This is a genomic window from Microbacterium sp. 22303 (assembly GCF_052045265.1).
Lineage (GTDB): Bacteria > Actinomycetota > Actinomycetes > Actinomycetales > Microbacteriaceae > Microbacterium.
This window is the reverse complement of sequence record NZ_JBQEOQ010000003.1, coordinates 76,395-99,658: the sequence shown is the minus strand read 5'-3', so window position 1 is coordinate 99,658 and position 23,264 is coordinate 76,395. Positions and strand designations below refer to the sequence as shown.

21 protein-coding genes are annotated in these 23,264 nt (G+C 66.6%); 16 read left to right on the top strand and 5 right to left on the bottom strand.

Annotated elements, in window-relative coordinates; genetic code table 11:
* Positions 1-56 precede the first annotated feature (56 nt).
* The 4 genes from ACTJI8_RS10020 to ACTJI8_RS10005 all read right to left on the bottom strand — a co-directional run bounded on the left by ACTJI8_RS10020 (position 57) and on the right by ACTJI8_RS10005 (position 5,517).
* Entirely contained in the window at positions 57-818 is a 762-nt protein-coding gene (locus ACTJI8_RS10020; protein WP_440733289.1) for an SDR family NAD(P)-dependent oxidoreductase, read from the bottom strand.
* Complete coding sequence (locus ACTJI8_RS10015) at positions 815-1,663, bottom strand: MBL fold metallo-hydrolase (RefSeq protein ID WP_440733288.1); 849 nt, start codon at positions 1,661-1,663, stop codon at positions 815-817. The genes ACTJI8_RS10020 and ACTJI8_RS10015 overlap by 4 nt, the downstream gene beginning before the upstream one ends.
* Before the next feature lie 36 nt (positions 1,664-1,699).
* On the bottom strand, positions 1,700-3,526 hold the full coding sequence (locus tag ACTJI8_RS10010; protein ID WP_440733287.1) for an NAD(P)-binding domain-containing protein: 1,827 nt from the start codon (positions 3,524-3,526) through the stop codon (positions 1,700-1,702).
* A 269-nt stretch (positions 3,527-3,795) separates the two neighbouring features.
* Positions 3,796-5,517 (bottom strand): FAD-binding protein, encoded by a 1,722-nt coding sequence (locus tag ACTJI8_RS10005; RefSeq protein WP_440733286.1) that lies wholly within the window; start codon positions 5,515-5,517, stop codon positions 3,796-3,798.
* Between the two features lie 267 nt (positions 5,518-5,784).
* Between ACTJI8_RS10005 and ACTJI8_RS10000 the strand changes: the two genes are divergently transcribed.
* From ACTJI8_RS10000 to ACTJI8_RS09975, 6 genes are all read left to right on the top strand, one after another.
* Entirely contained in the window at positions 5,785-6,651 is an 867-nt protein-coding gene (locus ACTJI8_RS10000; RefSeq protein ID WP_440733285.1) for a branched-chain amino acid ABC transporter permease, read from the top strand.
* An 8-nt stretch (positions 6,652-6,659) separates the two neighbouring features.
* Complete coding sequence (locus tag ACTJI8_RS09995; protein ID WP_440733284.1) at positions 6,660-8,468, top strand: branched-chain amino acid ABC transporter ATP-binding protein/permease; 1,809 nt, start codon at positions 6,660-6,662, stop codon at positions 8,466-8,468.
* Entirely contained in the window at positions 8,465-9,193 is a 729-nt protein-coding gene (locus ACTJI8_RS09990; RefSeq protein ID WP_440733283.1) for an ABC transporter ATP-binding protein, read from the top strand. The genes ACTJI8_RS09995 and ACTJI8_RS09990 overlap by 4 nt, the downstream gene beginning before the upstream one ends.
* Positions 9,194-9,198: 5 nt before the next feature.
* On the top strand, positions 9,199-10,029 hold the full coding sequence (locus tag ACTJI8_RS09985) for an alpha/beta fold hydrolase (RefSeq protein ID WP_440733282.1): 831 nt from the start codon (positions 9,199-9,201) through the stop codon (positions 10,027-10,029).
* On the top strand, positions 10,026-11,765 hold the full coding sequence (locus ACTJI8_RS09980; RefSeq protein ID WP_440733281.1) for an FAD-dependent oxidoreductase: 1,740 nt from the start codon (positions 10,026-10,028) through the stop codon (positions 11,763-11,765). The genes ACTJI8_RS09985 and ACTJI8_RS09980 overlap by 4 nt, the downstream gene beginning before the upstream one ends.
* A gap of 105 nt (positions 11,766-11,870) precedes the next feature.
* Positions 11,871-12,212 (top strand): nuclear transport factor 2 family protein, encoded by a 342-nt coding sequence (locus ACTJI8_RS09975; protein ID WP_440733280.1) that lies wholly within the window; start codon positions 11,871-11,873, stop codon positions 12,210-12,212.
* 58 nt (positions 12,213-12,270) lie between these two features.
* Here ACTJI8_RS09975 and ACTJI8_RS09970 read toward each other — a convergent pair whose 3' ends face one another.
* The gene (locus ACTJI8_RS09970; protein WP_440733279.1) at positions 12,271-13,032 is read right to left on the bottom strand and encodes an IclR family transcriptional regulator; all 762 of its coding nucleotides are present in this window, start codon (positions 13,030-13,032) and stop codon (positions 12,271-12,273) included.
* A 73-nt stretch (positions 13,033-13,105) separates the two neighbouring features.
* On the opposite strand from ACTJI8_RS09970, the gene ACTJI8_RS09965 reads away from it, so the two are divergent.
* The 10 genes from ACTJI8_RS09965 to dmpG are packed head-to-tail and all read left to right on the top strand — an operon-like array spanning position 13,106 to position 23,256.
* Positions 13,106-14,773, top strand: a complete 1,668-nt coding sequence (locus ACTJI8_RS09965) for a bifunctional 3-(3-hydroxy-phenyl)propionate/3-hydroxycinnamic acid hydroxylase (protein WP_440733278.1) — start codon at positions 13,106-13,108, stop codon at positions 14,771-14,773.
* Entirely contained in the window at positions 14,770-15,555 is a 786-nt protein-coding gene (locus tag ACTJI8_RS09960; protein WP_440733277.1) for an ABC transporter ATP-binding protein, read from the top strand. The genes ACTJI8_RS09965 and ACTJI8_RS09960 overlap by 4 nt, the downstream gene beginning before the upstream one ends.
* Positions 15,552-16,436 (top strand): branched-chain amino acid ABC transporter permease, encoded by an 885-nt coding sequence (locus ACTJI8_RS09955; protein ID WP_440733276.1) that lies wholly within the window; start codon positions 15,552-15,554, stop codon positions 16,434-16,436. The genes ACTJI8_RS09960 and ACTJI8_RS09955 overlap by 4 nt, the downstream gene beginning before the upstream one ends.
* Entirely contained in the window at positions 16,429-17,580 is a 1,152-nt protein-coding gene (locus ACTJI8_RS09950; protein WP_440733275.1) for a branched-chain amino acid ABC transporter permease, read from the top strand. The genes ACTJI8_RS09955 and ACTJI8_RS09950 overlap by 8 nt, the downstream gene beginning before the upstream one ends.
* The gene (locus tag ACTJI8_RS09945; RefSeq protein ID WP_440733274.1) at positions 17,577-18,821 is read left to right on the top strand and encodes an ABC transporter substrate-binding protein; all 1,245 of its coding nucleotides are present in this window, start codon (positions 17,577-17,579) and stop codon (positions 18,819-18,821) included. Before ACTJI8_RS09950 ends, ACTJI8_RS09945 begins: the two co-directional genes overlap by 4 nt.
* Positions 18,818-19,648: an ABC transporter ATP-binding protein gene (locus tag ACTJI8_RS09940; protein ID WP_440733273.1), complete on the top strand. Its 831-nt coding sequence runs from the start codon at positions 18,818-18,820 to the stop codon at positions 19,646-19,648. The genes ACTJI8_RS09945 and ACTJI8_RS09940 overlap by 4 nt, the downstream gene beginning before the upstream one ends.
* A complete protein-coding gene (locus tag ACTJI8_RS09935; protein ID WP_440733272.1) occupies positions 19,615-20,493 on the top strand; it encodes an alpha/beta fold hydrolase in 879 nt (292 codons plus the stop codon). Before ACTJI8_RS09940 ends, ACTJI8_RS09935 begins: the two co-directional genes overlap by 34 nt.
* On the top strand, positions 20,490-21,296 hold the full coding sequence (locus ACTJI8_RS09930; RefSeq protein ID WP_440733271.1) for a 2-keto-4-pentenoate hydratase: 807 nt from the start codon (positions 20,490-20,492) through the stop codon (positions 21,294-21,296). The genes ACTJI8_RS09935 and ACTJI8_RS09930 overlap by 4 nt, the downstream gene beginning before the upstream one ends.
* Positions 21,293-22,234 carry an acetaldehyde dehydrogenase (acetylating) gene (locus tag ACTJI8_RS09925; protein ID WP_440733270.1) on the top strand — a complete coding sequence of 314 codons (942 nt, stop codon included), beginning with the start codon at positions 21,293-21,295 and terminating at the stop codon, positions 22,232-22,234. The genes ACTJI8_RS09930 and ACTJI8_RS09925 overlap by 4 nt, the downstream gene beginning before the upstream one ends.
* Complete coding sequence (dmpG, locus tag ACTJI8_RS09920) at positions 22,231-23,256, top strand: 4-hydroxy-2-oxovalerate aldolase (protein WP_440733269.1); 1,026 nt, start codon at positions 22,231-22,233, stop codon at positions 23,254-23,256. The genes ACTJI8_RS09925 and dmpG overlap by 4 nt, the downstream gene beginning before the upstream one ends.
* Positions 23,257-23,264: the final 8 nt, after the last annotated feature.

The window sequence follows — 23,264 nt, the reverse complement described above, 5'->3', positions numbered from 1 at the left end:
CTATATGCGGGTATGTGAACGCGATACGGATGCGTGAATGGATGTGCGGACGACGGTCACCGTGCGGTGAGTCCGCCGTCGACGACGATGGTCTGTCCGGTGATGAAGGACGCGTCCTCGGACGCGAGGAAGGCGACGACACGGCCGATCTCCTCCGCCCGACCCCACCGCCCCATCGGCACGCGCAGCTTTTCGCGGATGAGAACGTCGCTCTCCTGCGGTGTGGGTCGATAGCGACCGGTCATCGGTGTCTCGACATATCCGGGACAGACCGCGTTCACGCGGATACCGTCCTGCGCGTACTTCAGTGCAGCGTCCTTCGTGACCCCGACCACCCCGTGCTTCGCGGGGCCGTACCCACTGGGTCCGAGCGAGCCGGTGATACCGGCGATGGACGCGATGTTGATTACCACGCCACCTCCCGTGGTCTGCAGGTGCGGAATCCCCGTCTTCATCCCCCGCCAGGTGCCGAGCAGGAACATATCGATATTGCGCTCGAAGTCGTCGTCCCGGTCGATGCTGGTGCGGCCGGCAGAGTTGACCACCACGTCCAGTCGACCGAACCGCGAGACCGCGTCGGCGACACTAGCACGCACGGACTCGTCGCTGAGCACATCGGCGTGGCTGAAGATCGCTTCCCCGCCAGCTGCCACGATCTCGTCGACCACCGCGTTACCGGATGCCTCGCTGACGTCGGCGACGACGATGCAAGCTCCGCTGCCCGCCAGGGCGAGCGCGGAAGCACGGCCGATTCCGCTACCCCCGCCGGAGACCCAGCAAACCTTGCCCTCAAGGCCTGCGAACACGGTGGCGGTCATCCGATCACCTCGTATCCGAGCGTGCCGGCGTCGTTCTTCACGAGTCGGCCCCACGGCATTCCGGGGAAGTGCGCCGCCGCGAACGGCAGCCTGTTGTCGTAGAGATAGCCGCGGAACCTCTCGAGCGCGTCGAGCGCCTGGGGCAGGTCGCGGTTGAAGTAGAACTCCCACCCATCGACGAGTTCTCCGTGCGAGTGGGCGAGGTCACCGATCAGCAGCCCCCGCTCGCCGCGCGAGCTCAGTTCCAGCACACTGTGGCCGGGAGTGTGCCCGCTGGCCTCCATCGCGTTGATGCCCGGCAGGACCTCCTGATCGCCTTCGAACAGCTCGATGCGGTCCAGCACGGGCTTGAAGCGGTTTTCGACCTTGTCCTCGTCGGAGCGCAGGAGGTTCGGCTCCCAGGCCTCGAGCTCAGAGTCGGGGTTCGTGTAGTGCTCCCATTCGCGTCGGTCGATGTGGATGGTCGCGTTCGGGAAGTAGGGCTTGCCGTTGAGGGTGGTCCATCCGATGTGATCGGTATGCAGGTGGGAGAAGATGATGTCCGTGACATCCAGGGGGCTGACGCCGTGCGCCCACATCGACGAGCGCAGTGCTCCGCAGGCGAAGATGTCCCCGCCCGGCTGGGGGCCCATGCCCGTGTCCTGGAGGACGACGCGGTCGCCGTAGCGGAGGAGGAAGCTGCCGACGGTGTTGATCATCTGGCCTGTGCACGGGTCGAGGAACCGTTTGTACGGCTCCCAGTCTTCGTCGGTGGGCGGGTGCTCACCGACGAAGATCCCACCGTGCGGATCGAGGGCTGCCTCGCCGTCGATGAGACTGTCGATCCGGATGTCACCGATCTGCATTCTCCACACTCCTTCGTGTCGTTCGGTTCGATTCGATCATGACTGACCGATGCTCGCAGTCTCGTGGGGGTGTCGTGCCTGGGCGTTCTTCGGCGGACGTCGGAATCCAGCCGGGATGCTGCCATCAAGGTCGGCCTTGATTAGGAGCGCGAGCAGCTTGGAGCCGGGGCGGATCTGGTTGATGCCGCCGCCGTTGATCCACAGTCCGGGCTGCCCGGACTGCCCCCACATCGTGGACCATTCGCCTTCGGAGTCGAGCCGGGCGATCTCGCCGACACGGTCGGCGATCTCCTCGCCGAACTGATCGGCCACTTCGACCTTGCGGTTGAGGTACCCGGTGGCGAGGATGACGATGTCCGCTTCCAGCACGCTGCCGTCGTCGAGTTTCGCGCCGTCGCCGACGAACTCGACGATGCGGTCGTAGGGAAGCACCTTGATGCCGCCCGCCACGATCACCTCCGACGCCCCCTTGTTCAGGTAGTACCCGCCGCCGGTCCGCAGAAACAAGTCCAGCCACCCCTGCCCGTTCACCCCGTCACCGAGGCGGAGACCTGCGGCCTCGAGTCCCTTCAGGAGGTCTGCGTCGAGGTCTTTCGCGAACGCGTGGTACTGCTGCGACGCGGATTCTCGCAGGGGGTTGATCAGCCCGATCCCGTAGCGGATGTCCACCAGTTCGGTGGGGATCGTCGGGTCGATGTATCCCGCGTAGGCAAGGTTGGCGGTCGCGACATGGTTCACGACGACAGGGTTTCGCTGCACCATGGTGACTTCGGTGCCGTTCTCGTACAGGTCCAGGGCGATGTCATGCGCGCTGGTGGCCGTGCCGACGATGATCGCCTTTCTGGCGGCGTAATCCGACGCCTTCGTGTAGGACGCGGAGTGCAGCACCGGCCCGGAGAAGGCGGTCAGCCCGGGAAGGGCGGGGATCGATGGCTTTCCACCGATCCCGCCGGTGGCGAGAACGATGTGCCGGGGGTGCAGGACACGTTCGGAGCCATCCGCTGTGCGAAGAGTGACCGTCCAGGAGCCGGACGATTCGTCGCGTTCGGCTCCGACGAAGTCGGTGGAGGTCCAGACGTTCAGATCCAGGTAGCGGGCGTAGGTCTCAAGCCACCCGCCGATCACGTCCTTCGGCAGATACTCGGGGTAGTGAGGAGGGAAGTCGAGGAACGGGAAGCCGTTCATCTCCACCGGGTTGTGCAGGGAGAGCGAGTCGTACCGCTTGCGCCAGTTGTCTCCGACCCGCTCATTCTTGTCGACGATCAATGCGCTCACCCCGAGTTGGGCCAGATGTGCGGCTGCGACCAGCCCGGCCTGCCCGGCGCCCACGATCAGCACGTCGGGGTCGCCGTCGACCCACTCGCGGCGACGACGGACGTGCTCGGCGTAGGTCTGTCCGGCGTGGGCCGGGGTGAAGCCGCTGCCCCGCGGATGCCGTTCGGGTTCGCTGACGCTGTTCAGCGTCTCCAGCCGCGTGTACATGGCGTGCACTTCGAGTCCGTACGGCGAGGAGTCGTCCGGAGTGCCGTTGATCAGCGCGACGGCCGTTCCGGCGACCGTGTCGAAGTCGAAGAAGGCTTCGATCGTGGCGCCCTCCCCGTCACCGAGCAGGTGCGGCTGCGGCCACGAGTCGGACACCCGAAAGCCCGTCGGCCGGATCTCGTCGACCACGTCGAGCAGCGTCGAGACCACGGCGTCTCGGCCGTGGAACTGGCGGAAGTCCCACGTGAGCGCGCCGTTGTCGCGCAGATAGGAACGCTCTGCGAACAGGCTGCGCAGCCCGTCTGCATCGCGGGATGACAGTGCCCTTTCAAACTCGTCACACCACGCGCGCACGCCAGTAGAGATGTCGGTGGTACTCATCGGGGTTGTCCCTTCGATCGCGGAATGCGAACGGGCGCCCGGTCGCACAGGACGACCCGGCCCTCAGCGCGTGGGCAGTGAACGGTCCCGAGGAGGGCGCGGCGGGAACCTCGCCGGAGATCATTTCCAGAAACCACGTTGTCTCCTTCAGGGCGATTCGCGCAGCCTTGCGGATCGCTGTGCACGGGAGTGCACGTGCTGCCACCGTAGACATCCGCGTACGACATGTCAAGCACAGTGTGCGACTGCTCGATGCAAATAACGAGACCTCACAAGGATTGAGTTGATATCTCCCTGGACAGGGCCGTCGCGGCCGCGTACGCGAAGGCGATCGAGGGGCCGATGGTGGCGCCTGGGCCGGCATAGCTGTGCCCCATCACGCTCGCCGTGACGTTGCCAGCGGCGAACAGGCGTCGGATCGCCCCGCCGGAGGTGTGCAGGACCCTGCCGTCGGTGTCGGTGAGCAGGCCCCCGTTCGTTCCGAGGTCACCCGGCACGATTCGGAACGCGTAGAACGGTGCGCGCCGCACTTCTGCGAGGTTCGGGTTGGTCAGGCGGGTGTCGCCGTAGTAGTTGTCGTAGGCGCTCGCCCCGCGGCGGAAGTCGTCGTCGACTCCTCGGCGGGCCATCTTGTTGAATCGATCTGCCGTGCGTTGGAGCTCGGCAGGATCGACACCGATCTCCCGGGCGAGTCCGGCCAAGCTGTCCGCCGTGCGAACGGCGCCGCCCTCTCGCCACGTCCGAGGCAGCCTCTTGCCCGTCGGTACCGGCGCGAACGGGATCTTCGGCAGCGGCAGGTGACCGGCGACCACATAGTTGCGCCATGCGGTGGTGTCCATGATCAGCCAGGACGGGATGTGCGGGGCACCGGACTGCTGGCCGCGGATCATGGCCCGTCCGAACTCGGTGTACGGGGCCGACTCGTTGACGTAGCGCCGGCCGGCACCGTTGACGATGAACTGGCCCGGGATCATCCGCTCATTGAGCAGAAACTGTCGTCTGCCGTCGGGCCAGTCGATGACCGGGAACCACCAGGCGCTGTCCATCAGGTCCGTCGCGGCACCCAGCCGCTGTGCGATCGTCAGCGCGTCGCCTGTGAGGTGCGGGCTTCCGAGGCTCCAGTCGTCGGTGAGCTCCGGCTGGAACCGGCGTCGAAGCTCGCGATTGTGATCGAAGCCCCCGCTGGTGAGTAGGACGCCGCGCGCAGAGACGGTGACCTCCCGGCCGTGTCGTCGCACGCGCGCACCTGCAACCGTTCCGTCGTCCGTGCTGATCAGGTCGGTGAGTGGCGCATCCAGCCACAGCGGGATACCGGCGTCCCGGGCGGCCAGGAAGAGTCTCGCGGCGAGAGCGGCGCCGAGGGTGTTGATGCGCTCTCCGGTGAACCGTGCCCGCAGCATCCGCCACAGCACTTTCCCGAACATCGCCTTTCCCGCCCATGACTGGCGGAGGGTGTAGAGCGTGCGCAACTCGCGGGAGGTCAGCCAGAATCCTCGGATGCCCGGCCCCTGCAAGAGAAGAGGCTCGTCCACGCCGAGCTCGCGCAGGTCGATCGGAGCGGCGTTGATGGATCGGCCCTGCGCGGAGCCTCCGGGTAGTTCGGGGAAGTAGTCGGGGTAGTCGGGCTTCCAGGCGAACTGCAGGCGCGAGCCGAGAGACTCTAAGAAATCGATTGCCGCGGGGGCGTGCTGCATGTAGGCGATCAGACGCTCCCGCGACACCTCACCGGCGGTGATCTCCTCGAGGTAGGTGAGTGCTTCCTGCTCCGTGCCGGAGTACCCGTCTCGGAGCAGGGCGTCCGCACCAGGCACCCAGATGCCACCACCTGACAGGGCGGTCGAGCCGCCGAACTGCGGGGCCTTCTCAACGATCAGCACGCGGAGCCCTCGATCCGAGGCCGCAAGCGCTCCAGTGAAACCGCCGGCGCCGGCCCCCACGACGAGCAGGTCGACGTCGAGATGCCCGTCTGGCTTGGGTGGTGTGTGTGCCATCGTTCCTCTATTCCATCCCTGCTGTCCGAGCCGGTCGACTCAGGCGTGATTCGCGGTCGCCTCGTCTACCCGCGGGTCGGCGTAGCTACGACGGGCTGGCGCGCTTCTTCGCGCGGGCGTCGTTTCGGTCCACCGTAGGAATCAGGACTGCTCGCGTCAATTGGATTTGCAATATGTGCTACATCCGTGTGCACAATATGACGAGAGAGGAGCGACGGTGCTCATATTCGATAGTTTCCGGTGTGGTCCGGTGGGGTGGTCGCGGCGATGATCACCACCATTTGGGCGGGGCTGACGGTGGGGGCGATCTACGCGATCGTCGCCGTCGGATACAACATTGTGTTCATCGCGTCGCGAGTGTTCAACTTCGCACAGGCGCAGTTCGTGATGATCGGTGCGTTCACCGCGTTCGTGTTCGCGACGGGCTTGGGGTTGCCGTTGTGGATGGCGATCGTGGCGTCGGCAGTGATCGGGGCGATCATCGGTGCGCTCGAGGAGGTTCTCGCGATCCGGTGGCTGCGCGGCCGAGGGTCTCACAACGAGCTGGTCACGACGTTGGGTGTGTCGACACTACTCTCGGGTGTGGCGATCGCGATCTGGGGTTCCGAGCCGCGCCAACTGAGCTACTTCGCCGATAGTCGTGCACTTGACCTATTGGGTGGACGGGTTCTCGTGACGGAACTGTTCATCATCGCTGCCGCGATCGTGCTGGCGGTGGGGGTGGGTCTGATCACCAAACGCACGATGCTGGGTCTGGCCAGTCTGGCGACCTCCGAGGACCGTCAGGCGGGCGCCCTGCGCGGAATCAACGCCGGGGTGATGGCAGTGGGCGCGTTCGTGATCGCGGGTGCGCTGGTCGCGGCAATGGGACCGTTGATCGCATCGAAGACCTTCGTGGTCTACAACGTGGGCGACCTGCTCGCGGTGAAGTCGTTCGTGGCGTTGGCGGTGGGTGGATTCGGCAGTTACCGGGGCGCTCTGATTGGTGGTTTCGGGGTAGGACTGATCGAGATCTTCGCGGCCCGCTACCTCGGCACGGCATGGGAGAACATCACCGTGTTCATCCTGTTGCTGTTGATCTTGCTGTTCATCCCGAATGGGATCTTCGCTCGTCGAGTCGGGAGGACGGTCTGATCATGCGCATGTCGTTGAGCACGTATCGACGTTTCCCGTTCTGGGTGTTCCCGCTGGCGATCGGCGTCCTGGTGATGCTGATGCCGTTCCTGGGCGTGGCACGCGGCACGCTGCGCCTGACGATCTCGATCGCACTGCTGTCGTTGCTGGTGGTGGGCCTGAACATCGCGTTCGGGTTCGCGGGCGAACTGGCCCTGGGTCAGTCCGCGATCTATGCCGTCGGTGCGTACTTCGCCGGCTACTTCGCCGTGCAGGGTCTGGACCTGCCGGTCACCCTGGTCATCGCGATCGTGGCCGCGGCCGCGGTCGGGCTGATCACCGGCGGTCCCGGGCTCCGACTGGGATCGTGGTCGCTGGGAATGGTGACCTTTTTCATGGTGCTGCTGGTGCCAGACGTGGTCGAACTGTTCAGCGGCGTCACCGGCGGCACGATGGGTTTGTCCGGGATCCCGTTGCCGTCCGTGTTCGGGCACGAGCTGGACACCGAGAGCTTCTTCGTGCTGGTGATCGTGATCACGATCGTGTTCTTCGCGTTGATGCGCAACTACACAGTGTCCCGCCACGGGACCGCACTGAAAGTGATGCGGGAGAGCCCCGTGCTGGCTCGCTCGCTGGGCTACTCGGTGCCGCGCCTGAAACTGACCGCGTATGTGATCAGCGCGCTACCCGCGGGCGCCGCAGGCTGCCTGTTCGCCTATGACCAGACGGTCGTCACGGCGGAGTCGTTCGGTTTCTCGATGGCGGTCGCGATCCTCGCCGCGTCGATCATCGGAGGGTCGGCCAGCATCTACGGGGCCGCATTCGGTGCCGCGATCATGGTGATCGGCCCGCTCCGCGCGGGCGGACTGCAGCAGTTCGCCCTGGTGTTCTTCGGGCTGCTGTTGATCGTGGGCGGACTGTTCTTCACCGGGGGCGTCGCGGACATCCTCCGCAAGGGCTTCCACCGGTTCTTCATCAGGACCGATCTGATGCCGGACGTGCAACGTGCGCTGAACGAGCCGCCGGGGCTACCGACCCTCACCGGCGGCACCCTCGAGGTGACCGCGGTCACCAAACGTTTCGGGGGGAACAAGGCCCTCGACACTGTCGACTTCACCGCCCGCCCAGGACAGATCACCGCCCTGATCGGACCGAACGGGTCGGGCAAGACCACGCTGCTGAACGTGATCAGCGGGTTCATCCGACCCGATTCCGGGCAGGTGCTGTTGGGAGACCAGAAGATCACCGGCCTGGGGGCGCATCGCATCGCCAAGAGCGGCGTGGCACGCACGTTCCAGACCCCGATGGTCCCGAAAGACCTGACAGCAGCGGAGGTCGTCGCCAGCGCCCGCTACCGCACCGACCCCACCTCGGTGCTCGGCGGCATGCTCACTCTCCCCGGCACACGTCGTGCCATCCGCCGGGACCGTGAGGTCGCAATCGAGTTGCTGTCGGTGATGGGGATCGTCGAGCACGCCGACCGTCCCGCGGACGCGCTGCCGCTGGGAACCCGACGGATCCTGGAAGTCGCCCGCGCCCTGGCCACAGAACCCGAGCTGCTGCTCCTGGACGAGCCGGCGTCCGGGCTGGACGAGTCCGAGGTGGAGGCGTTGGCAGAGGTGATCCGCCGGCTGCGGGACGCGGGAGCGACGATCGTGATCGTCGAGCACAACTTCGAGATGGTCACCAGCATCGCTGACCGCATCGACGTGCTCCACCTGGGTCGGATGATCGCCGGCGGCACCCCCGACGAGGTCCGCAGCAACCCCGACGTCATCGAGAGCTATCTCGGCAAAGCCGCCCGAGAACGGGCCGAACAGGCAGGGGAAGGATCATGACCGACGCCGCGCTGGTCATCGACGACCTCACCACCGGATACGGGCAGCTCAAGATCGTCCGAGGACTGTCGTTGAGCTGTCACGCCGGGCAGCTCACCGTGCTGCTCGGACGCAACGGCGCCGGCAAGACCACCACGCTGTCTGCGGTCGCGGGACTGCTGCCCACCATGGGGGGCACCGTCTCCCTGCACGGCGTTCCGCAGACCGGTTCCACGGTGGCGCGGGTCAGAAGCGGTCTCGGGCTGGTGCAGGAAGGCAAACGGGTCTTCCGTGCCCGCACCGTCGAAGACAACCTCCGGTTGGGGGGGTTCAGTGTCCGCCGTCAGCGTGGCGCGATCGCGGAGGGCATCGACAGAGCCTACGAACGGTTCCCGATCCTCAAAGACAAGCGCCGCCAGTTGGCCGCCTCTCTCAGCGGTGGCCAGCAGCAGATGCTCGCGATCGCGCAGGCCCTGATGCCCCAACCCACCGTCCTCATGCTCGATGAGCCTTCCGCGGGCCTGGCCCCGTCGGTCGTGGAACAGGTCTTCGGCGAGATCGCCTCGTTGACCAAGGACGGCCTCTGCGTCCTCCTCGTCGAGCAGCTCATCGACCACTCCCTCGCCGTCGCTGACCGAGTCGCAGTCCTTGACCGTGGGCGGATCACCATCGATACCGACGTGGCCAGCCTCGACAATTGGGACGCGCTGCGCGAAAGCTACCTCGGCGCAACTATCAAGGAATAGAGCAGATGGCACACACCTGGGAACACCGCACCCTCACCCTCAACGGGCTGGAGACCAGCTTCCTCGAGGCCGGCTCCGGCGAACCGCTCGTCCTTCTGCACGGTGGCGAGTTCGGCGGCAGCGCGGAACTCGCGTGGGAACACGTCATCGATGCGCTCGCCCAGAGCCGCCGGGTGATTGCTCCAGACATCCTCGGGTTCGGGCAATCCGCCAAGGTCGTCGACTTCGTCGATGGGCGCGGGTGGCGGTTGAAGCACATCGCCGCGCTGTGCGCGGCGCTCGGGGTTCACAGCGCGGACTTCGTCGGCAACTCGATGGGCGGGGCAATGCTGCTGGCGGACGCGGCATCCGCCACGCCCGTGCTTCCCCTGCGCAGGCTGGTCTCGATCTGCGGCGGAGGAGAGATTCTGAGTAACGAGCACATGGCTGCGTTGATGGACTACGACGCCACGCTGGGCGGGATGCGCAGGATCGTCGCCGCGCTCTTCCACGACGAGCGCTACCCTGACGATGACGCATACGTTCAGCGACGATACGACTCCAGCGTCCGTCCTGGCGCCTGGGAGGCCGTCGCATCCGCGAGATTCCGAAGGCCCGGCCACCAGTCCGCGGGCGCAGGCGATCTGGACTATGCGGCCGTCACGGTGCCGGTGCTGGTCATCGAGGGAGACAAGGACAAGCTCAAACCCCCGGGTTGGGCGGGACGACTCGCTGCACGGCTGCCGGACGCGGAGTCGGTGATCGTCACCGACTCCGGACACTGCCCCCAGCTGGAGCAAACAGAACAGTTCCTTCAGATCCTCACCGCATACCTCGACGAAAGGCCCGCACGATGACCGGGAACGGATTTGACGCCGAGGTCGACGTCCTGATCATCGGGGCCGGCGCTGGGGGATTCACTGCGGCGCTCACAGCGCAGAGCAAAGGTCTGCGCACCCTCGTCGTGGAGAAGGCGCCGTGGTACGGAGGCTCGACATCGCTGTCGGGTGGAGGGATCTGGGTGCCGGGCGCCCCGGCGCAGGTCCGGAAAGGGCAGCGCCCCCAGCCGGAGGCGACCTTCCGCTACCTCAAGGCAGTGACGGACGGGATCGTGTCCGACGCGCGACTGCGGGCATACGTTAGGGAGGCGCCGCGGATGCTCGAGTTCCTCGAGAACCTCGACCCCGATCTGCAGTTCGTCTGGAAGGCGGGCTACCCCGACTACTACCCCAACCATCCCGACGGATCGGACCTGGGCAGCACCATCAACGTCCCGCCGGTGGACCTTCGGTCGCTGGGTGAGGACGCCAAGCGCCTCCACCCGCCGTTGGGGGTGACGCCGCGGGGAATGTGGATCGGACCCGACGAGCTGCCCGACTTCTACCGGCTCCGGCAGACCTGGGCGGGGAAGCGGCTGTTCGTGAAACTGATCTGGCGTATGGTCCGCGCTCGCCTCACGGGTGAGCGCATCACGACCATCGGCCAGGCGCTCATGGCACGCCTGATGCTCGCCGTCAAGAAGCGCGACATCGATCTGTGGTTGTCCTCTCCGATGACGTCCCTCCTCGTGGAGGACGGCCAGGTCGTCGGCGCGGAGGTCGAACGCGACGGTGTCCCCGTGCACGTCCGGGCCCGCGGAGGCGTGGTCATCGCGGCAGGCGGGTTCGATCACAACGCGCAGATGCGAAAGACCTGGCAGCCCTCCGCGCGTGCAGAGGTGAGCCTGGGTGCGAAATCGAACACCGGAGACGGCATCGCGGCCGCCGTCGAGGTCGGGGCTGCCACCGACACGATGGACAGCGCCTGGTGGTTTCCCGCGGTCGAGTGGGGGCCGGGGCGCATCCAGTTCAGCCTGAACGAGCGAATGCTCCCCGCACAGATCATCGTCAACGGCGCCGGCGAACGATGGATCAACGAAGCCGCACCGTACGAGGACTTCGGCTTCGAGATGATCGCCAAGCACGAGGCCGGCGTCCAGCACATCCCGTCCTGGTACATCACCGACGACTGGTCCTGGCGCCGGTACGTGATCTTCGGACACCTCCCATTGCCGAAGATCCCCTTCGCGCCAGCCCCGACCGGGCACCGGCCGCCCAAGGCCTGGCGACAGTCAGACTCGTTCCGCTCGGCGTCGACCATCGCGGAGCTGGCCCGGGAGATCGGCGTCCCCGCGGAGGCTCTGGAACGCACCGTGCAGGGATACAACAAGGACGCCGTGATGGGAACCGACAGGCTTTTCCATCGCGGCGAGAGCGCCTACGACCGCTACTACGGTGATGTCACGCTCCCGAACCCGAGCCTCGCACCGTTGCACGGTGGCCCCTACTATGCGTTCAGGATCATGCTGTCCGACCTGGGAACCAACGGCGGTGTGGTCACCGACGAGCTCGGCAGAGCCCTGCGGGAGGATGGCACCAACGTGGATGGCCTGTACGTCACCGGCAACGCCGCCTCATCGGTGATGGGGCGAAGCTACGCCGGCGCCGGCGCCACGATCGGACCATCGATGGCCTTCGGATACATCGCCGCCAACCACATCGCGCAACACTTGCCCGCCGCGACGGCCCCCCGACGAGCAGGGGAGCATGGCTGACGCGGATCCCGGGCACGCCGCGGATCTCGATGCCCGGGCGCAGCTCGATGCCATCTCCCGATACTGCCGGGCGATGACCGCATCGACGATGCCCTCGCACGGTCGGTGTGGCACCGCGATGGCACTGTAGCCTACGGGCCCGACATCGTCGCCGGCTCAGCGCACGATTTCGTGGCGTGGACGAACCGTCTGCATCTTCAGTTCCGTTTCACCTCTCAGCAGGCGATGAACGTCGTGGTCCGGATCGACACCGACGCGGCGGTCAGCGAGCCGCAGGATCATATCTTGCTCGTCGAGCCACTGATTGGCGAGGCGTCCACGATCCGCCACGCCTACGGCCGGTATCTCGACCGTTGGTCGCGCCGGGACGGTGTCTGGGCGATCGATCACCGACAGTACCGCCCGCGACTTCGGCTTCACCGAGCGGCGCGTGGTCACCACCAGTGATGCGCTCCGGGACCGCTCAGACTTCTCGTACGTCCTGCTCCCCGAGGGGTAAACCGTGTCAGGCAGTGGACGCGAGCAGGGCGGCGCCCATCTTGTCCGCAGCCTTGCGTACCTCCGGGCCAACCGACTCGGCGATGTCGGGACGGTGTGTGATGACGTTCAGACAGGCTCTGGGTAGGGGGGCTGCCAGCGGGATCCATGCCGCGACGCCGTACTCGCCGATCTCGACTTCTCCGTGACTGCGGGCATAGCCGTTCTCCCGGGCGATCCGAACCGCGTCGGGCTCACCGTCGACCGGGGGGCTGCCGGCCAGGATTGCGTAGGCCGCGGAGCCCCTGTCCATCGGTGTCCACATCCCGGACTGGAATGCGATGTGGTGGCGCGACGTCGTGGGCTCCACCATCGCCACCGCGAGGGCGTCGGTGCCCTGCTCGACGAACAGCGCCACCGTGGACTGCAGTTGATCGGCGAGTCGGCGCATGAACGGAATCGCGATCTCGCGCAGGGATGGGAGGTAACTGTCTGCGAGCGTAGCCAGCCGCGCACCTGGCAGATACACGCCTTTGCGGCCGCGGGACACCAGCCCGAAGTCGCTCAAGGTCTGCAGCAGCCGGTAGGCGATGGAGCGATGCACACCAAGCATCTCCTCCACCTGCGGGACCGTCATCCCGTTATCAGCGTCCGCGATGGCGAGGAAGACGCGCAGACCACGCGCGAGGGTTTGGTTTCCGTCCCGCGTCGCCGACTCCGGGTGTCTCGATAATTGCACGATTCCAGCATAGCCCCCGAGTCGGGACTGGCGCGACTTGACACCTCCCATCGTCACTCGTATTCTCAAGTATCAAATAACGAGAATCGTTGTTTCACTTATTGATCGATCTTGAAGGACAAAGATGTCGCTTCCTCCCGAATCCGCCGATCCCCGCTTCGATGCGGAGGTGATCGTGGTCGGTGCCGGCCCTGCCGGGCTGATGGCGGCGAACCTGCTCGGCGGATACGGCGTGCGGGTCGTGGTCATCGAATCCGGCGATGAGCTGATCGACTATCCCCGCGGCGTCGGGATGGACGACGAGACGCTCCGGACCTTTCAGAGCGTTGGGCTCGCCGACGCAGTGCTCCCGCACACGGTACCCAACCAGCTGTTGGTGTTCGTGGACAGCAAGGGGAAGGATCTGGCCCGCATCGCCCCGCCGATGGCGGACTTCGGCTGGCCGCGCCGCAACGGGTTCGTACAGCCGCTCGCGGACAGGGTGCTGCTGGAGGGGCTGCAGCGTTTCAACGATGTCCGGGTGCTGTGGTCGAGCACCGTCACCGGCATGATGCAGGACGGCTCCGGGGTGACGCTCACGGTCGAGGGACCCGATGGCGTCCGCGAGTTGCGTGCGCAGTACGTCGTCGGCGCCGACGGCGGGCGCAGTGCGACCAGAAAGGCGATGGGGATCGGCTTTCCAGGGACTACCGCCTCCACGGACTGGCTCGTGGTGGACATTCGTGACGACCCCCTCGGCCACCCCGGCGCGTATGTGGGGGCGGATCCCCGCCGGCCATATGCGTCGATCAGCATCCCGCACGGCATCCGCCGGTTCGAGTTCATGATCAAGAAGGGTGAGACGGCGGCAGATGCGGAGCGGGACGAGTTCATCGAGGAATTGCTCGCGCCTTTCATCCCCCGAGGCTCGCGAGTGGACATCATCCGCCGTCGCGTCTATGCGCACCAGTCACGAATCGCCGAGCGCTTTCGCGAGGGGCGGGTCTTCCTGGTCGGAGACGCGGCGCATCTGATGCCGGTCTGGCAGGGCCAGGGATACAACAGTGGTCTGCGGGACAGCTTCAACCTCGCTTGGAAACTCGCCATGGTCGTGCGGGGACAGGCGGACCAGCGACTTCTCGACACGTACGACCTCGAGCGCCGCGATCATGTGAAGGCGATGATCCAACTGTCCACCTGGGTGGGCCGGGTTATCTCGGTCACAAACCGCTTCACTGCGGCCGCGCGCAACGTGTTCCTCCGCACGGTGTCACTTGTGCCTCGTCTGAAGACCTATATCGTCCAGATGCGGTTCAAGCCCATGCCGACGATCCGTGAGGGCGCGATCAGCAAGCTCGGCGCCGCCACCGAGAACTCGCCTGTCGGCCGCCTGTTCCCACAGCCGATGGTGACCACCAGGGACGGCGGGCCGGTACGAATGGACGATGCCATCGGGAATTGGTTCGCGCTGATCGCGTGGAACAACAACCCCGCCGTGATCCTCGACGAAGGCACGCTGCGCGAAGCGCGTGCGGCGGGGATCCGGCTGATCGCCGCCCGCCCCGCCGTCCAGTTGGCCTGGGACGAGCCCGGCTCCCGTGCCGAGAGCGACGTGAAGGTCGTCGGGGATGCCGACGGAACCCTGAAGAAATGGTTCGACGTGCACCCAGAATCCGTGGTGCTGGTACGGCCGGATCGGATTGTCGGTGGTGCCGCACCGGTGCATGGGGCATCGCAGATGGTCAGCGACTTCCTGCGCCACGCCTCCGCCCCCGCCGAAGCAGCCGCGAGTACGAGAGCGAGCCGCCCATGACCGGCGCCGCCCTGAGCGTGCATGGTGCCACCGTCCGATTCGGCTCCCTGGTCGCGCTCAACGGCGTCGACCTCGAGGTCGCGCCGGGCAGTATCCACGCGGTCATCGGGCCCAACGGTGCGGGGAAGTCGACGCTGTTCAATGTCATCTCCGGTGTCTACCGGGCCGCTGAGGGCAGTGTGTCGCTCGACGGTCGGCGCCTGACCGGGATGCGGCCGCATCGCATCGCCGCTCTCGGAATTGGCCGATCGTTCCAGAACGTGGGGGCAGCGGGCCGGGAATCGGTGCGAGAGGCGCTCATGGTCGGCCGCCACCATCTCATGCGCACCGGCATCGGTGCCACGATGCTGCAGTTCCCCGCGGCGCGCAAGAATGAAGACCGCCAGCTCGACCGAGTGGTGGAGATCGCTGCCTATGTCGGCATATCCGACGATCTGGATCGCCCCGTTCGCACTCTCCCGTACGGACGCCAGAAACTCGTCGACGTCGCCCGGGCAGTCTGCATGGAACCGCGGCTTCTCATGCTCGACGAGCCGGCGGCGGGCCTGGACCCCGCAGAGACTGCGGAGATGACGGCGCTGATCCGTGACTTGCGTGACGCGCTCGATCTGACCGTGCTGCTGATCGAGCACGACATGGGGCTGGTGATGTCGATCTCCGACCACGTCACCGTGCTCGACTTCGGTCGCCGCATCAGCGATGGCTCTCCGGATCGGGTGCGGGCCGATCCCGCGGTCGCGCACGCCTACTTGGGAGTTGGCGATGAGGAGGATGTCGCATGAAGCTCGCATCGCTGCTGATCGCCGGGGTCTCGCTGGGCGCGATGTACGCGCTGGTCGCGATGGGCTTCGTGATCATCTACAAGGCGAGCACCGTGCTCAACTTCGCGCACGGCTCGCTCGTGCTCGTCGCGGCGTACACGATCGCGGCGACTCAGGGCGCATGGGGGTTCTGGCCCGCGACGCTACTCGCGATCCTGCTGACTGCCGCGCTGGCGATGCTGATTGAACGCTTCCTGATCCGGCCACTGGGTACCGCCGCGGTGCCGGCGACGATCGTCACCATCGGGGTGGATATCCTGCTGCTGACCCTGCTCACCTCGCTGCTGGGTGCAGACATCTGGGAACTCGGTCAGCCGTGGGGTGGGGCGGTCGTGCAGATCGCCGGCATCGGCGTGACCGTGAACCGTCTCGTCGGCCTCGTCGTCGCGGTCATCGTGATCACCGTGCTGTTGCTGGCCCTGCGGTACACCTCCTGGGGTGTGCAGATGCGTGCGGTGGCCGAGGATCGTGAAGCCGCCGCGGTGGTCGGGATCCGGCTCGGCCGGGTCACCGCGACCTCGTGGGCCGTCGCCGGTATTCTCGCGGCGATCGCCGCGGTGTTCCTCACCGGGTCGCCGACGCCTGGCCTGACGCCTGCCGTGGCCGGGCTGGCGCTGGTCGCTTTCCCTGCGGCCGTGATCGGTGGTCTCACCTCCACCACCGGGGCGCTCGTCGGGGGGCTGCTGGTGGGTGTGGCCGAGACGGTCGCGACGGGATACCAGGACCAGCTCGGCATCCTCGGGCGAGGGTTCGCGGCGGTCGTGCCCTTTCTGCTTCTTTTCGTGGTGCTGCTGATTCGCCCGCAGGGTCTGTTCGGCGAACGGGGGGTGACGCGTGTCTGATCGTCGTGGCGTGCTCACCCGAGTTCTCTTCGCTGTCGCGATCGTCGGGGCCGCGGTTCTCCTGCTGATCGCACCGCTCTATTTGGACACGTTCGCGTTGCGGGTCGGGTTCGCGATCTGTGGAACCGCGATCGGCGCGATCGGCCTGAATATCCTCACGGGTGCGGCGGGGCAGCTCAGCCTCGCGCATGCCTTCTTCATCGCTATCGGCGCGGTCACCTACTGCTACCTCGCTGGCGATCCCTCCCCGGCCTCCGGTCCCGCAGGACTCGGGGTATCGCCCGAGATCGCGCTGGTCGCCGCCGTGGTGGTCACAAGTCTCGTCGGGCTCGCCGTCAGTCCGATGGCGAGCCGTCTGAGCGGCCTCAACCTCGGCGTGGCGAGCCTCGCACTGGTGTTCATCGGGCAATGGCTGCTGGCCACCCTCGTGGCCATTACCGGTGGATTCCAAGGACGCTCCACACCCGACTTCTCGCTGTTCGGCTTCCCCTTCAGCAACTCCGGCGATGTGATCGTTCTCGGCGTTCCTTTCGAGCGCTTCGAGCGTCTCTGGTATCTGGGCGTGGTGCTGCTGATCGCGTGTGCCTGGGCGGCGCGCAACCTCCTGCGCGGCCGCCCCGGCAGGGCGTTGCGGATGGTTCGCGATCAGGAGCTGGCCGCCGCGGTGACCGGCATCGACGTGCGGGCGTGGAAGCGCCATGCCTTCGTCCTCTCCTCGGGCTTCGCGGGCCTGGCGGGTGTGCTGTTCGCCCTGTTCGTCGGCAGCATCGCGCCGGTCTCGTTCACTATGGAACTATCGGTGCAGTACCTGGTGATGATTGTCATCGGCGGGCTCGGAAGCATCGGCGGATCCATCGCCGGTGCTGCTTTCGTCACCGGTGTGCCGCTGCTGTTGCAGCGGTACTCGGAGGTCGTTGAGGTCGTGACGCCGGCGTTGACCCCGGCGTCGCTCTCCCGCTACATCTATGGGCTCGTGCTGATCCTCGTCCTGCTGCTCCAGCCCGCCGGTATCGCCGCACTGTGGTCTCGCCGCCGAGGACTTCCCCGATTCGTGCCGGTCCTGCGCCGCGCCCCTCACACGCCCGAGCCCGGCCGGATGCCGGGCTCCATCGATCCATCCCACGACAAGGAGGTCACCTTATGAATCGATCGATCCCCGCGCTGGCCGTAGCTACGATCACGGCCGCTGTGCTGTTCACCTCGTGCAGTCCGAAGGTCGACGCGCCAGCCCCCGCAGACACCGGCGACGTCGTCACCGGCGCCGGCGTCTCGGGCGGCGAGATCACTCTCGGGATGCTCGTGGACCTCTCGGGGCCGTTCGCCGCGATCGGCAAGGAACTCTCCCAGGCCGCGCAGGTCTACTGGGATCAGCGAAACGCGGACGGGGGAGTGTGCGGGCAGTTCACCGTCTCCCTCGACGTGAAGGACAACGCGTACAACGTGCAGAACACGGTGTCGCTGTACACCGAGATGTCCCCGGATGTGCTTGCGTTCCAGAACATCCTCGGCTCGGCACCCACGACCGCGCTCGCGGACTCCCTGGCCGCGGACGACATGCTGGTCGTGACGCACGGACAGGGGCAGGAGCTGCTCGGCGACGAGCACATCCTGATCACCGGCGCCACGTTCGATCTGGAGGCGCTGAACGGTCTCGGCTACCTGCAAGAGCAGGGATTGATCAGCGACGGTGGAACGATCGGACATATCTACCTGGAGGGCGCCTACGGTGAAGGTGTCCTCGAGGGTGTGAACGAGTACGCGGACGCTCACGACACCACCGTCGTGCCGATCCAGATCACCCCGGCGATCACCGACCTGACCGGAGCCGTCGCCGACCTGCAGAGCCGTGACGTGCAAGCGATTGTCATCTCCGGGTCGCCGCCGCAGCTGGCTTCGGCCGCTGCTGCCGCAGAGGCCGCGGGACTGGACGTGCCGCTGCTCGGGTCGACTCCGACCTGGACGGCGGGGCTCTTGGACACGCCCGCCGGAGATGCGCTGCGTGAGCACCTGTACGTGGCGTTCCCCGCCGCACCGTTCGAGAACGAGGACGCCGCCGCGTTCCGCGACGCCTACCTAGCCGCGTACCCGGACGAAAATCCCAGCCTGCAGATCGTGCTTGAGTACTCGGAGGCCCTCGCCCTCGACGCCGTGTTGGAGAAGGCATGCGAGAACGGTGATCTGACCCGCGCCGGGGTGCTGGGCGCCCGTTCGGAGATCTCCACCCTGCAGACCGGCGTCACCCCCGAGCTGGATCTCTCCGATCCCGCGAAGGCCGCCACTGCGGAGGAGTACCTCACCCGCGCCGCCGACGAGCCCGGTGGGCTGGTCATCGTCGACGGACCGTACGCGTCCTCGGACGCGCAGGAAGCCTACGCAGCGCGATGAACCCGACGGTCGAGTCGCCCGCACCCGTGGATGGTCTCGTGCTCACCGATGTGCGCCTGCGCTATGGCGCTGTTGTGGCGCTGCGCGGTGTGGATATTCGGGTGCGGCGCGGCTCGATCGCGGCGCTGCTCGGCGCCAATGGTGCGGGCAAGACCTCGCTCCTGCGCGCGATCAGCGGCAACACCACCCCTCACGGGGCGCGGGTCACGGGCAGCATCCGTTGGGCGGGGAAGGAGCTCGCGGGTCGAGCGCCGGCCGACACCGTACGCGCGGGCGTCGCCCAAGTACCCGAAGGACGTCGCATCTTCGCCCGGATGACCGTGCACGAGAATCTGCTGACCGGTCGGCAACGCGCCCACCACGGAGATGCCGCGGACATCGAGACGATCTACACACTGTTCCCCGTGCTCGCCGAGCGCCGCATTCGGCCTGCCGGCTTCCTCAGCGGCGGGGAGCAGCAGATGCTCGCGATCGGCCGCGCACTCATGACCGGCCCCGACCTGCTGATGCTCGACGAGCCCTCCCTGGGCCTCGCGCCGAAGATGGTCGGCCGGATCATGGACGTCATCCGGGACATCAACAGTCGGGGCACGACCGTGCTCCTTATTGAGCAGAACGCCACGATGGCACTCGAGCTCGCCAGCCACGCCACCGTCCTCGAGCTCGGCACGGTCGCGCTCTCGGGTGCCGCGACCGACGACGGCCTGATGGACAGCATCCGTGCGCTCTACCTCACCGGAACCGACACCAGCGGCGCGCTCGCGCCGACCACCGTACGCCCGCCACTGCCAGTGTGGCGCACCGACGACGAACAGGACAGACGATGACACTCTGGACCGACCTGGAAGGCCTTGACTACAGCATCCGGCATATCCCCGTGGGGCCCTGGTCTACACGCGTGCTGGAACACGGTGACGGCGAGCCGCTTATCATCATGCACGGCACTGGCGGTCACCTGGAGGCGTTCACCAAGAACCTCCGAGCCCTCGGAGAGCGCTACCGGGTGATCCTCTTCGACTATCCCGGTCACGGATGGACGACTCTCGCGACGGTGGACCTGGAGATCGAGGACTACATCGAGCATCTCCTCGCGCTGATGGATGTGCTCGGCATCGACCGCGCCCACATGAGCGGCGAGTCCCTCGGCGGGTGGGTAGCGATCAAGTTCGCCGCCGCACACCCTGAGCGGGTGAACCGGCTGGTGCTGAACACCCCCGGAGGGACGATGGCGACACCGGAGGTCATGGAGCGGATCCGGTCCCTTTCCCAGGCTGCTGCCGACGATCCGAGCACGGACCGCATCCGCGCTCGACTGGAGTGGCTGATGGCCGACCCGTCCTCCGTCACGGACGAGCTGGTCCGCATCCGACAGGGCGTGTACTCCCGTCCGGGATTCCGACAATCGATGCAGCACATTCTGTGCATGCAGGATCCCGAGGTGCGCCGTCGCAACATGGTCACCGACGCTGAACTCGCAGCGGTGCTAGCACCCACGTTGGTGATCTGGACCAGCAACGACCCGTCGGGGCCGGCGAAAGCGGGGCTTGAGATGGCGGAGAAAATCCCGCGCGGCGAGTTCCAGCTGATCGAGAACGCCGGCCACTGGCCGCAGTGGGAGCAACAGGAACGCTTCGATGAGGTCGCCCTCGAGTTCCTGGGCAGGCAACGATGACCGCGGTCGAGGCCGGGCAGGTCACCGCCGCCGCCAACGCTCTGGAACGAGCCTTCATCACCCGCGAGCCGTGTGACCCGGTGGCCGAGTTCCTCGGCGCGGTGGATATCGACGCGGCCTACCGGACGCAGCAGGTGCTGACCGAGCGGCGGATCGCGCAGGGCGCGAGGGTCGTTGGCCGGAAGATCGGGTTGACCTCGGAGGCCGTGCAGAAGCAGATCGGGGTGGACCGTCCGGACTTCGGGGTGCTGTTTGATGACATGCGGTACGACAGCGACGAGTTGATCCCGATCTCTCGCCTGCTGCAGCCGAAGGCCGAGGCTGAGGTGGCCTTCCTCCTGAAGAACGACATTCTCGACGGGTCCGACCCAGTCACAGTTCGCAACGCTGTGGCGTACGCATTTCCGGCACTGGAGATCGTGGACAGCCGCATCGCGGACTGGAGGATCGGGATCACGGACACAGTCGCCGATAACGCGTCCTCCGGTGTCTTCGTGATTGGCGGTACCGGGACACCGCTTGACCGTGTCGAGCCCGCCGAGGTGATGATGTCGATGCGACGCGGGGGGTATGTCGTCTCGGAAGGCACCGGCCGCGCCTGCTTGGGCGACCCGCTGAACGCGTTGGCGTGGCTCGCGGCCACGGCGATCGAGTTCGGCTCACCTCTGCGCGCCGGCGACCTGGTGCTGTCCGGCGCGCTCGGCCCGATGGTGCCCGTTCGACCTGGTGACGTCTTCGTCGCGGACATCACGCCGCTGGGATCCGTGACCGCTCGTTTCACGCAGAGAGAAGAACAGAAATGACCGACAAGACAGGCGTTGCCATCGTCGGGTCCGGCAACATCGGCACAGACCTGATGTTCAAGATCCTCCGTGGCTCTAAGAACCTCGAAGTGAGAGCCATGGTGGGCATTGACCCCGCCTCCGACGGCCTGGCTCGCGCCGGACGGCTGGGCATCGCCACCACTGCCGAGGGAGTGGCCGGGTTGGTCAGGATGCCCGAGTTCGAAGACGTCCAGATCGTGCTAGATGCCACCAGCGCGGGTGCGCACATCGCCAACGCGAGACTTCTCGCCGCGCATGGCCGCCGCCTCATCGACCTCACCCCGGCTGCGATTGGTCCGTTCGTGATTCCGCCAGTGAATCTGGAGGAGCACCTGGATGCCCCGAACGTGAACATGGTCACCTGCGGCGGGCAGGCCACCATCCCGATCGTCGCCGCGATTTCCCGCGTCACCGACGTCCCGTATGCGGAGATCGTCGCGTCGGTGTCGTCGAAGTCAGCCGGCCCCGGAACCCGAGCGAACATCGACGAGTTCACCGAGACCACCGCGCACGCCATCGAGCATGTGGGTCGCGCCGGTCGGGGGAAAGCGATTATCATCCTCAACCCCGCCGACCCGCCGCTGATCATGCGCGACACGGTTTACGCGCTGATCCGGCGCGCGGACCGCGACCAGGTGACCGCCTCCATCCTGGACATGGTCGCCGAGGTCGCGACCTACGTGCCCGGATACCGGCTCGTGCAGGAGGTCCAGTTCACCCCCGTCGACCCCACAGAGGTGCAGATCCTCCTCCCCGACGATGCGCAGCCGGTGGATACGAAGGTGACCGTGTTCTTGGAGGTGGAGGGCGCCGCCCACTACCTACCCGCCTACGCCGGGAACCTCGACATTATGACCTCTGCCGCGATGCGTGTGGCCGAGAAGATCGCTCAACGAACGAAAGCGGCCGCCCGATGAACACCAGTACCCCCGGCAAGATCTACGTCCAAGATGTCACCCTGCGCGACGGCATGCACGCTCTCCGGCACCGCATCACGCCGGACAAAGTGGGGCAGATCGTAAAATCCCTCGATCAGGCCGGTGTCGCCGCGATCGAAGTCACCCACGGCGACGGGCTGGCCGGGTCCAGCCTGAACTACGGGCCCGGTTCGAACACCGACTGGGAATGGATCGCCGCCGCCGTCGAGAACGCAGACAACGCGATCATCACCACCCTTCTGCTGCCCGGCGTCGGCACCGTCGAGGAACTCCGTAAGGCCTACGACCTCGGCGTCCGCTCCGTGCGGGTCGCCACACACTGCACCGAGGCGGACGTCTCCGCGCAGCACATCGCCGCAGCGCGCGATCTCGGGATGGACGTGTCCGGGTTCCTGATGATGGCGCACATGCTCACCCCAGGCGAGATCGCTCAGCAGGCGAAGCTGATGGAGTCGTACGGGGCGCACTGCGTGTACGTCACCGACTCCGCCGGCCGGCTCACCACCGACGACGTCCGTGACCGGATCCGCGCTTACCGGGACGTCCTGAAGGCGAGCACGCAGGTCGGCATCCACGCCCATGAGAACCTGTCGCTGGCCGTGGCGAACTCGATTGCCGCGGTCGAGGAAGGCGCCTACCGGGTCGACGCGTCCCTCGCCGGTCAGGGCGCCGCGGCAGGGAACACCCCGCTCGAGGCGTTCGTCGCGGTCAGCGATTTGCGCGGTTGGGAGACCGGCTGCGACCTGTTCGCCCTGCAGGACGCCGCCGACGACCTCGTCCGCCCCCTGCAGGACCGGCCGGTACGCGTAGATCGGGAGACCCTCACCATCGGGTTCGCCGGTGTCTACGGCAGCTTCCTTCGCCACGCCGAGCTCGCCGCCGCCAACTACGGCGTCGACGCCCGGGAGATCCTCATCGAAGCCGGCCGACGCAAACTCGTCGGCGGACAGGAGGACATGCTCACCGACATCGCCCTCACCCTCCAAGCACAGCAGACCTGAACCAGGAA